The organism is Amycolatopsis sp. NPDC052450 (assembly GCF_044547565.1).
Taxonomy (GTDB): Bacteria; Actinomycetota; Actinomycetes; order Mycobacteriales; family Pseudonocardiaceae; genus Amycolatopsis.
The window spans coordinates 104578-115433 of record NZ_JBIUAQ010000028.1 but is presented as its reverse complement, the minus strand read 5'-3'; the positions used below and the strand labels follow the sequence as shown (position 1 = coordinate 115433).

Sequence of the window (10856 nt, the reverse complement as noted above, 5' to 3'; positions counted from 1 at the left end):
GACAAATCCCTTAAAAGGACAGCCAAAGCGTCAGTCGTGAGTCGAGTCAGACCCACCAGCAACACCACCACGACCATCATCACTGTCGTGAGTGGCAAAGGTCGTTCTAGCGCTCATTGCCACTCACGACCCCCTCTTACAGCTGCGCAAAGCACTCAAATCGGGCACCCTGATCGAGGCTGGCGTCCCGAGTGGACAGTCGCGCCTCGGGTCCGCTGCCGGTGACTTGACCGGCTTGATCGAGCAGACCGGCAGTCGCTCAAGATCAACTTGAGCTACGTGGCATGGGATCAGAGCCAAGGGTGGCTTAGGTACCCATGGCGCTAACGAGAGTTTCGCGGTCGTGAGGATGTCGTGAAGGGGCCCTTTGAGACGATGAAGGTCTCAAAGGGCCCCTTCACGACATAGGAGTTCGACGCCCCGCTTTCGCGGCACGCCACTCACGACTCCCGATCGAAGTGTGTCAAGATCTTCAGCGCGTCGGCGGAACCCGGGTCCTTCGGTGTGTAGATCTCCAGCCGGTGGTCGGGACTGTCCGGCTGGAGCCACACCTGGTAGTCGACGCTCACCGTGCCGACCGTCGGATGCTGGAGATGCATGGCGCCGACGGTGCAGTCGGCGACGTCGCCGGTCGCCCAGAGGGTCGCGAATTCGTCGCTGCGCATCGACAGTTCGCCGATGAGCGCGGCCAGCCGGGCGTCGGTGGGGTGGCGGCCCGCGGTCAACCGCAGATAGGCGACGTGGACGCGGGCGAGTTCGGCCCGGTTCCGGTGCAGGTCGCGGGTGAGCGGGTCGAGGAAGAACATGCGCGGCAGCGACGGCCGCCGTTCCGGATCCGGCGGCGCGTCGAAATCGAGGTGTCCGGCCATGAGCGCGTGCCCGGCGTGGTTCCACGCGAGCACGTCGCCGCGACGGCCGAAGACGAGCGCGGGTACGGCCTCGCCGAGGTTCTCCAGCAGCGCGAGGACGCGGGGATGCGGATCCTCCTGGCCGGGGTCGGACAGCTTCGGGAGCGGGGACTGCCGGGCGAGGTTGTGCAGGTGGACGGTCTCGACGTCGTCGAGCCGGAGCGCGCGGGCGAGCGCGTCGAGCACCTGCCGTGAAGCGGTTTCGGCCAGGCCCTGTTCCAGTCGCGTGTAGTACCCGGCGCTCACCCCGGCGAGCTGGGCGAGCTCCTCGCGGCGCAGGCCGGGCACGCGTCGTGAGGTGCCGTAGGTGCGCAGGCCGAGTTCGGTGGGAGTCACCCGGTCACGACGGCTCTTGAGGTACCCACCGAGGCTTTCCATGACTCCAGCCTAGGCGCTGTCCTGTGAGTCTGTTCGCGGTCTTCGCGCCCAGGCGGTCCCTGACGGCACGGGCGGACGCGGCCGAGTACGACCCGGTACGAGGCCGATCCGCCCGCACCGTCAGGAACCACCTGGATCACGAAGCCCATCGAACAGACTCACAGGACAGCGCCTGGATTTCCGCGCGGCGCCGTGGGTGTACCTGCTGGGTGTACCCACGCCACGGGGATGGTTGCCGCGGCGCCGCCCGCGCACTGTCGACGGCATGACACGACAGCATTCCCGGGCCTGGTTCGGCCTGCTGGTGATCCTCTGCCCGGTCTTCCTGGTCTCCATGGACGGCTCGATCCTGTTCCTCGCGATGCCCAGGATCAGCCAGGCGCTCACCCCGACGGCCGATCAGGCGTTGTGGATCCTGGACGTCTACGGGTTCGCGGTCGGCTCGCTGCTGGTCGCCTTCGGGACCATCGGCGACCGGTACGGCCGCCTGAAGCTGCTGATGATCGGCGCGACCGTGTTCGGCGTCGGTTCGGCGGGCGCGGCGTTCGCCCCGAGCCCGGAGCTGCTGATCGCGTTCCGGGCCCTGATGGGGCTGGCGGGCGCGACGTTGCTGCCGTCCGCGCTGGCGGTGCTGAGCGAACTCTTCACCGACCCTCGCCGACGGGCGCAGGCCATCGGCGTCTTCGCGGCCGCGTTCGCCGCCGGTTTCGCGATCGGCCCGGTCGTCGGCGGGATCCTGCTGGAGCGGTTCCCGTGGGGTTCGGTCTTCCTGGTCAACCTGCCGGTGATCGCGGTGTTCCTGGCGCTCGCGCCGGTGCTGCTGCGGGAGGTGCGGGCCACGGGACGGGGACGCGTCGACGTGCTCAGCGTGGCGCTCTCCGCCGCCGGCCTCCTGCTCGCGATCTACGGGATCAAGCACGCGGCCGCCGACGGCCTGTCCGTGGTCGCGGTCTCCGCCGGGATCACCGGATCGGTGCTGCTGGTGTGGTTCGCCCGGCGCCAGCGGGGTCTCGATCACCCGCTGGTCGACTTCTCCCTGTTCCGCGACCGCGTCTTCACCATCGCGATCGTCACCGGGCTGCTGCCGCTGGCGGCGTGGTCGGCGGCCGCGTACCTGTCGGGGATCCATCTTCAGTCCGTGCTCGGGCTACCGGTCCTGCACGCGGCACTGCTCGCGCTTCCAGGGGCGGCCGTGCTCACGATCATGTGCGTCGCCACACCCGCGCTGGTCGACCGCGTCGGCAAACGCGCGGCGCTGGCCGTCTGCCACTTCTCCATCGCCGCCGGACTCGCCCTGCTGCTCATGACCGGTGTCACGGGCGGAGCGGGCTGGTACGTCGCCTCGACGGTGGTCGCCGGTGTCGGCTACGGCATCTCGTTCAGCGTGGTGGCCGACACGGCCGTCGCCGCGGTGCCCGCCGAGCGGGCGGGAGCGGCGGGCGCGATCGCCGAAACGAGCAACGAGATCGGCAACGCGCTGGGCATCGCGCTCATGGGTTCGCTCGCCGCGCTGGTGTTCCGCCTGGCGGGCCCGGACGTCGCGCCGACACTCGGCGAAACCCTCGAGATCGCGCCCACGGCCGCTCTTGACGCGAAGGAGGCGTTCGTCGCGGGCCTGCACACCGCCGTCGCGGTGCTCAGCCTGCTGCACGCCGGGCTCGGGATACTCGCCCTGCGCTGGCTCCCTCAGTCGGCGAAGGCGCTTGTGCCCCAGGCGTCGGCGTAGGCGAATTCGGCCAGCGGGACTCGCTCACGCGGCGCCTTCTCGCGCTCGATCCGCCAGTCCTCTTCGAGCACCGAGGGGTCCGCGGGCGAGCCGACGGCGATGGCGACCTTCGGGACGACGTCGTCGGGGAGCCCGAAGAAGTCCTTCGCGGCTTCGGCGGAGAAGCCCGCCATCTGATGCGCGATCAGGCCGAGGTCGACGGCCTGGAGCACGAGGTTCTCGCTCGCCAGCCCCAGCCCGTACTCGGCGTACGGGACGTCACCCTTCTCGTTCGTGGTCACCATCACGCCGATCAGCAGCAGCCCGGCGCGATGGGCCCACGCGCGGTTGCCCGAGTTGAGCGTCGAGAGGATGCGGTCGAACGACGGCGTGCCGCGTAGCCCGACCAGGTAACGGGCGGGCTGGGTGTTGCCGAACGACGGCGCCCATCGGGCCGCTTCGAGCAGCGCGCGGAGCTGATCTTCGGTGACGATCGCTGACTCGTCGTAGGCGCGAGGGCTCCAACGGTGGGCCAGGATCGACGCGATCGGGGTACTCGTGTCGGCGGGTTTGTGCATTCGCGGACCTTAACAAGGGGTGCTCTCCGTCACTAAAGTGAAAGCCCTCCGACTATTTCGTTGGTGTTAAGGAAGATTTACTTCCTGGAGTCCTCGAAGTGGTGGTCAGGACCACTTACGAGGGTGGCGAGCGTGCGTGACCCCGGTAGGCTTTCGCCCAAATAAGGGACGCGGGGGCTCCTCGGTGCCCACCAGGAGCACGCCCGGCCCGTCGAGGAGGTTCGGGCGTGGCCCTCGTGGTCCAGAAGTACGGCGGTTCGTCGCTGGAAAGTGCCGACCGGATCAAACGCGTCGCGGAACGCATCGTCGCCACCAAGAAGGCGGGCAACGACGTGGTCGTCGTCTGCTCCGCCATGGGTGACACGACGGACGAGCTGCTCGACCTGGCTCAGCAGGTCAACCCGGCGCCGCCGGAACGCGAGATGGACATGCTGCTCACAGCGGGTGAGCGCATCTCCAACTCGCTGGTGGCGATGGCGATTTCGGCGCAGGGCGCGGAGGCGTGGTCGTTCACCGGTTCGCAGGCAGGCGTGGTGACGACGTCCGTGCACGGCAACGCGCGGATCATCGACGTCAGCCCCAGCCGCGTGACGGAAGCCCTCGACCAGGGCTACATCGCGCTGGTGGCGGGTTTCCAGGGCGTGTCGCAGGACACCAAGGACATCACCACCCTCGGCCGCGGCGGTTCGGACACCACCGCCGTCGCGCTGGCCGCGGCGCTGAACGCCGACGTCTGCGAGATCTATTCCGATGTGGACGGTGTGTACACCGCCGATCCGCGGGTCGTGCCCGACGCCCGCAAGCTGGACACCATCGCCTACGAGGAGATGCTGGAGCTGGCCGCGAGCGGGTCGAAGATCCTGCACCTGCGCTCGGTGGAGTACGCGCGCCGCTACGGCGTCCCGATCCGAGTCCGTTCTTCCTACAGTGACAAGCCGGGCACCACGGTGACCGGTTCTATCGAGGAGATCCCCGTGGAACAAGCGTTGATCACCGGTGTGGCGCACGACCGCTCCGAAGCCAAGATCACGGTGACCGGAGTGCCGGACCACGCCGGTGCCGCCGCCAGGATCTTCCGGGTGATCGCCGACGACGAGATCGACATCGACATGGTGCTGCAGAACGTGTCCAGCACCGTCTCGGGCCGCACCGACATCACCTTCACGCTGTCGAAGGCCAACGGCGCCAAGGCCGTGCGGTCGCTGGAGAAGATCAAGGAGGAGATCGGCTTCGAGTCGGTCCTCTACGACGACCACGTCGGCAAGGTCTCGCTCGTCGGCGCGGGGATGCGTTCGCACCCCGGTGTCACGGCGACGTTCTGCGAGGCGCTCGCGCAGTCGGGCGTCAACATCGAAATCATCAACACCTCGGAGATCCGGATCTCGGTGCTGATCCGGGACGCGCAGCTCGACGACGCGGTGCGCGCGATCCACGAGGCATTCGAACTCGGCGGCGACGAAGAAGCCGTCGTCTACGCGGGGAGTGGTCGCTGATGCCGGAAGGTCTGCGGGTAGGGGTCGTCGGGGCGACCGGTCAGGTCGGCGGTGTCATGCGCCGTCTGCTGGCCGAACGGGGTTTCCCGGTCGCCGAAATGCGGTACTTCGCTTCGGCGCGGTCCGCCGGTTCGAAGCTTCCTTGGCGGGACGAGGAAATCGTCATCGAGGACGCGACGACCGCGGATCCGTCCGGTTTGGACATCGCGCTGTTCTCCGCCGGTGGCTCGACCTCCAAGGCGCAGGCGGAGCGGTTCGCCGCGGCCGGCGCCACGGTGATCGACAACTCGTCGGCGTGGCGGATGGACCCGGACGTCCCGCTGATCGTCAGCGAGGTCAACCCGGAGGCGATCAAGGAAGCGCGCAAGGGGATCATCGCGAACCCCAACTGCACCACGATGGCCGCGATGCCGGTGCTCAAGCCGCTGCACGCCGAAGCGGGCCTCGTGCGGCTGGTCGCGAGCACCTACCAGGCGGTGTCCGGCAGCGGGCTCGCCGGTGTCGAGGAGCTCGAAGGCCAGCTCGCCGCGGCGGCGTCGAACGCGGGCGCGCTGACCCACGACGGCGCGGCGGTGACCTTCCCCGAGCCGAAGAAGTACGCGCGGCCCATCGCGCACAACGTCCTCCCGCTGGCCGGGTCCATTGTGGACGACGGTGAGTTCGAGACGGACGAGGAGAAGAAGTTCCGCAACGAGAGCCGCAAGATCCTGAGCATCCCGGAGCTGCTGGTGTCCTGCACCTGCGTGCGGGTGCCGGTGTTCTCGGGGCACTCGATCTCGATCAACGCGGAGTTCTCGCAGCCGCTCTCGGTCGCCCGCGCGACCGAGCTGCTCACCGGCGCTCCCGGCGTGGAGCTGTCGGACATCCCGACGCCGCTGCAGGCCGCCGGCCAGGACCCGTCGTACGTCGGACGCCTGCGGACGGACCCGGGTGTCGACGGCGGCCGCGGTCTGGTGCTGTTCCTGTCGAACGACAACCTGCGAAAGGGCGCGGCGCTCAACGCCGTCCAGATCGCGGAACTGGTCGCCGCGAACTCCTGACGCCACAACGCAATCAGTCACCTACTTGCCGGAGGACGCCAGGCAAGTAGGTGACTAATTGCGTTGTCGGGGGCCTTCGGTCGGTGCATGCTCTGTGGAGGCAAACGTTTCCACGAAGGGAAAATCATGTACACGGCGGTCGAAGGCTCGCGGGTTCCGATCCGGATGTGGGCGGACCCCACATCGGTCGAGGACCAAGCCATGCGACAGCTGCACAACGTCGCCAACCTGCCGTGGGTGCACGGCGTCGCGGTCATGCCCGACGTCCACTACGGCAAGGGCGCGACCGTCGGCAGCGTGATCGCGATGCGCGACGCGGTGTCCCCGGCCGCCGTCGGCGTGGACATCGGCTGCGGGATGAGCGCGGTACGGACCTCGCTCACCGCCGCCGACCTGCCCGACGACCTGCTGAAGCTCCGCCGCCGGATCGAATCGGCCGTCCCGGTCGGGTTCGGCCTGCACAAGACCCCGGTGAACCCGGCGAAGGTGCACGGTGTCGGTGGCTGGGACGCGTTCTGGAAGTCCTTCGGCCACCTGCATCCCGGCGTCCAGGACCTGCACGACCGCGCAGCGCGCCAGATCGGGAGCCTCGGCGGCGGCAACCACTTCATCGAGGTCTGCCTCGAACAGGGCGGCGAAGACGAAGGCCGCGTGTGGCTGATGCTGCACTCGGGTTCGCGCAACATCGGCAAGGAACTCGCGGAACGGCATATGGCCGTCGCGCGGAAGCTGCCGCACAACGCGGACCTGCCGGATCCGGATCTCGCCGTGTTCGTCGCGGGCACGCCGGAGATGCAGGCGTACCGGCGCGACTTGTTCTGGGCGCAGGACTACGCGGCGCGCAACCGCGCCACCATGGTCGCGCTCGTCAAGCAGGCGCTGAAGGACGTCGTCCCGCAGACGACCTTCGACGACGCGATCAGCTGTCACCATAATTACGTCGCCGAAGAGACCTACGACGGCGTCGATCTGCTGGTGACCCGCAAGGGCGCGATCCGCGCGGGTTCGGGTGACCTCGGGATCATCCCGGGCAGCATGGGCACCGGTTCGTACATCGTGCGCGGCCTCGGGAACGCGTCGTCCTTCCAGTCCGCGTCGCACGGCGCGGGCCGCCGGATGTCGCGGAACAAGGCCAAGAAGCTGTACACCGCCGAAGACCTCGCCGCGCAGACCGCCGGCGTCGAATGCCGCAAGGACTCCGGCGTGGTGGACGAGATCCCGGCCGCGTACAAGGACATCGAAACGGTGATCAAGGCGCAGACCGACCTCGTCGAGGTGGTCGCGCATCTGAAGCAGGTCGTCTGCGTCAAGGGGTGAAGCGGGGTGGTGTGCCGGGGAACCCGACATACCACCCACGTTTCTCGCTACTGTGGTCGTCATGAAGAGGTTGGGAATCGCGGCGCTCCTGGCGGCCGCCGGACTCGCGCTGGCGGGCTGCAGCGAGGTCACGAACGCCGTCGATCAGACGAACAAGGCCGCGACGAAGGTCGGCGCGTGCGCCGAGGCACTCAGCCTCATCGACCTCAACCCGGACCCGGCGACCATCAAGGAGCGGGCCGCGGACAAGGAAAAGCGCCTGCGTGAGCTGGCGAACAGCGTCGGCGAGCAGAATGTGGCCGGCGCGCTCACCGGCATGGCCGACTCGTACCTGCAGGTCCAGAAGGAGAACATCCAGGACGCGGGCAAGGTCGCGGACTGGACCAAGCGCAACCTCGAGCGGGTCGACACCCTCCGCAAGGTCTGCGCCTAGCCCGTCTCCCGCAATTCGGCACCTGCTTGCGCTGGATGCGTGCGCAACCATCGCAACCAGGTGCCGAATCGCGTCAGGAGGAAGTGAGCGCGGGCACCCGGGCGGGGGTGCGGGAGCGACGCCAGAACAGGCCGACCGCGGCGATCATCAGCGCGCCCAGCGCCGAGGCCGCGAATCCCCAGCCGGGGCTGGAATGGTCGATCACGAATCCGATGATCGGGCTCCCGATCGCCAGCCCGATCCGGCTGGCCGCGTCCAGCAGGCCCATCGCCTCGCCGCGCACCCGCGGCGGCGCCGCCGCGCTGACCGTCTCCGTGCTCGCCGCGAGCGTCGGCGCGCACAGCACGTTGCTCGGGAACAGCACGATCGCCAGCAGCCACCACGGCCCGGCGATCAGCCCGACCGGCAGCGTCAGCACGGCGAGCAGCACCATCAGCGTGCCTTGTGAGAGCGACCGCCGGACCGCGCCGTGGATCGCCCCGCCCAGGACGGACGCGACGCACATCACCGTGATCAGCAACCCGGACCAGGCGATGTCGCCGCTCGCGCGCAGCGTCGCCAAGGCGGCGAGTTCCATGCCGACCAGGCAGAACAGCGCGCCGGCGGCGATGAACATCGCCATCACGAGCCGTCCGGTGAGCCAGCTTCGCACCGTCGGCCGTTCCCCGGTGAACACGCCGGCGTCGGCTTCGGCGCGGATCGGCGGGTTCTGCCGGTAGATCAGCGTCGCCGAAAGCGCGAAGCAGACTCCGATACCGGTGAGCGCGTAGACCGCGGGCAGTTGCGTGATCGCCATGATCCCGGCCGACGGCCCGATCATGAACGACGCCTCCACCAGGATCGTGTCCAGCGAGTAGGCCGCCCGGCGCTGCTCCAGCGGCACGAGCGCGGTGAGCACCAGCCGCGCCAGTGTTCCGGCGGGCACCGACAGCACACCCGCGGGGAGCGCGACCACCAGCAGCACCTGGTACGGCAGATGCGGCGCGCTGATCCAGAACGTCGACGAGGCCAGTCCGCAGATCGCGACCACCGGCCGCAGCCCGTAGCGGTCGACGTACCGGCCGACGAGCGGTGCCCCGATCGCGCTGCCGAGCGTGGTGGCGGCGCCGACCAGCCCGGCCGCGCCGTAGCCGCGGCCGAGGTCGTTGACCACGTACAGCGTCATCGTCACGCCCATGGCCGTCATCGGGAGCCGGGCCAGGAACATCAGCAGCATCGAGCTGGGAACTCCGGGCACGGCTAACACACGACGATACGGAGCGAGGGCCATAGGTCCGATGAGAACGTAACTTGGTACGCGCGTGCAACTTTATTTCGCGGTGTCCGTCACCCGACCCGGCGTGTTTTCTTGACTGATTCCAGATTGCGCGAGAGGGTGGAGGCAGCTGACCGCTCCACCACCACGAACCAGGAGGCACTGCGTGAGCTTGCCGACCACGAACAACGTGGGCATCCCCGTCGCGAGCGACAACGACTCGCTGACGGTGGGCGCCAACGGCCCGATCCTGCTCCAGGACCACTACCTGATCGAGAAGAACGCCCAGTTCAACCGGGAACGCGTGCCGGAACGTGTCGTGCACGCCAAGGGCGGCGGCGCGCACGGGTTCCTCGAGGTCACCGAAGACGTCAGCCAGTTCACGAAGGCCGCGCTGTTCCAGCCGGGCGTGCGCACCGAGAGCCTGGCCCGCTTCTCGTCGGTCGCCGGTGAGAACGGCTCGCCCGACACGTGGCGCGACCCGCGCGGCTTCGCGGTGAAGTTCTACACCTCCGAGGGCAACTACGACCTCGTCGGCAACAACACCCCGGTGTTCTTCATCCGCGACCCGATCAAGTTCCCCGACTTCATCCACTCGCAGAAGCGCCGCGCCGACAACCACCTGCGCGACCACGACATCCAGTGGGACTTCTGGACGCTGCGGCCCGAGTCCGCGCACCAGGTCACCTGGCTGATGGGCGACCGCGGCATCCCGTCGAACTGGCGCGAGATGGACGGCTTCGGCTCGCACACCTATCTGTGGGAGAACGCCGGCGGCGAGAAGTTCTGGGTCAAGTACCACTTCAAGACCGACCAGGGCATCGGCTACCTGCCGCAGGCCGACGCCGACCGCATCGCGGGCGAGGACTCGGACTACTACATCCGCGACCTGTTCAAGAACATCAAGCAGGGCAACCACCCCAGCTGGACGCTGTACGTCCAGGTGATGCCGTACGCCGAAGCCGCGGACTACCGCTTCAACCCGTTCGACCTGACCAAGGTGTGGCCGAAGGGCGACTACCCGCTGATCAAGGTCGGCCGCTGGGTGCTCGACCGCAATCCGGCGAACTACTTCGCGGAGATCGAGCAGGCCGCGTTCGAGCCGTCCAACCTGGTGCCGGGCATCGGCCCGTCGCCGGACAAGATGCTGCAGGGCCGCCTGTTCGCGTACCCGGACGCCCACCGTTACCGGATCGGCGCGAACTACACGCAGCTGCCGGTCAACGCGCCGAAGTCGCCGGTCAACAGCTACTCGCGCGACGGCGCGATGCGCTACAACAACCCGGGCGACCCGGTGTACGCGCCGAACTCCTACGGCGGCCCGCACGCCAACGCGGAGATCGCTTCCGAGACCGCGTCGGGCTACGGCGTCGAGGACGAGGTCATCCGGTCGGCGTACAAGCTCCACGCCGAGGACGACGACTTCGGCCAGCCGGGCACGCTCGTCCGTGAGGTGATGGACGACGAGCAGCGTGAGCGGCTCGCGAACAACATCATCGGCCACGCCTCGAACGACGTTTCGCGTCCGGTGCTCGAGCGCGTCTTCGAGTACTGGCGGAACGTCGACAAGGACCTCGGCGACAAGGTCGCGGACGCGTTCCGCGAGTAAAGAACCTCTCTTGGAGAGGCTGCTCCCACCACTGAACGCCCCCGGTGCCCGCACCGGGGGCGTTCCCATGTCCCCACTCGCATGTGAAACCAGAAGGTGGCGTGGCGTGCGTGGGGGACAACCCGAGTGGAGCAGTGCGA

9 protein-coding genes are annotated in these 10856 nt (G+C 68.5%); 6 read left to right on the top strand and 3 right to left on the bottom strand.

From position 1 onward, the window contains the following. Positions 1-440 precede the first annotated feature (440 nt). Entirely contained in the window at positions 441-1286 is an 846-nt protein-coding gene (locus ACIHAO_RS33665; protein ID WP_396564726.1) for a helix-turn-helix transcriptional regulator, read from the bottom strand. A 265-nt stretch (positions 1287-1551) separates the two neighbouring features. Here ACIHAO_RS33665 and ACIHAO_RS33660 point away from each other — a divergent pair, with 265 nt between their 5' ends. Beyond that, positions 1552-3012: an MFS transporter gene (locus tag ACIHAO_RS33660; RefSeq protein WP_396564724.1), complete on the top strand. Its 1461-nt coding sequence runs from the start codon at positions 1552-1554 to the stop codon at positions 3010-3012. Here ACIHAO_RS33660 and ACIHAO_RS33655 read toward each other — a convergent pair. Continuing rightward, the gene (locus tag ACIHAO_RS33655) at positions 2973-3569 is read right to left on the bottom strand and encodes a nitroreductase family protein (RefSeq protein WP_396564722.1); all 597 of its coding nucleotides are present in this window, start codon (positions 3567-3569) and stop codon (positions 2973-2975) included. The genes ACIHAO_RS33660 and ACIHAO_RS33655 overlap by 40 nt on opposite strands. A 227-nt stretch (positions 3570-3796) precedes the next feature. Between ACIHAO_RS33655 and ACIHAO_RS33650 the strand changes: the two genes are divergently transcribed. The 4 genes from ACIHAO_RS33650 (at position 3797) to ACIHAO_RS33635 (ending at position 7852) form a co-directional block, all read left to right on the top strand. Further along, positions 3797-5062, top strand: coding sequence for an aspartate kinase (locus ACIHAO_RS33650; RefSeq protein ID WP_125797620.1), 1266 nt, complete (start codon positions 3797-3799; stop codon positions 5060-5062). After that, positions 5062-6102, top strand: coding sequence for an aspartate-semialdehyde dehydrogenase (locus tag ACIHAO_RS33645; RefSeq protein WP_396564720.1), 1041 nt, complete (start codon positions 5062-5064; stop codon positions 6100-6102). Before ACIHAO_RS33650 ends, ACIHAO_RS33645 begins: the two co-directional genes overlap by 1 nt. A gap of 126 nt (positions 6103-6228) precedes the next feature. Beyond that, positions 6229-7419 (top strand): RtcB family protein, encoded by a 1191-nt coding sequence (locus ACIHAO_RS33640; protein WP_396564718.1) that lies wholly within the window; start codon positions 6229-6231, stop codon positions 7417-7419. Positions 7420-7480: 61 nt separating this feature from the next. Next, a complete protein-coding gene (locus ACIHAO_RS33635; protein ID WP_396564716.1) occupies positions 7481-7852 on the top strand; it encodes a hypothetical protein in 372 nt (123 codons plus the stop codon). Between the two features lie 73 nt (positions 7853-7925). Here ACIHAO_RS33635 and ACIHAO_RS33630 read toward each other — a convergent pair whose 3' ends face one another. Then, positions 7926-9068, bottom strand: a complete 1143-nt coding sequence (locus ACIHAO_RS33630) for an MFS transporter (RefSeq protein WP_396564736.1) — start codon at positions 9066-9068, stop codon at positions 7926-7928. A gap of 205 nt (positions 9069-9273) precedes the next feature. On the opposite strand from ACIHAO_RS33630, the gene ACIHAO_RS33625 reads away from it, so the two are divergent. Further along, positions 9274-10716, top strand: coding sequence for a catalase (locus tag ACIHAO_RS33625; protein WP_396564714.1), 1443 nt, complete (start codon positions 9274-9276; stop codon positions 10714-10716). The last annotated feature ends 140 nt before the right edge of the window (positions 10717-10856 follow it).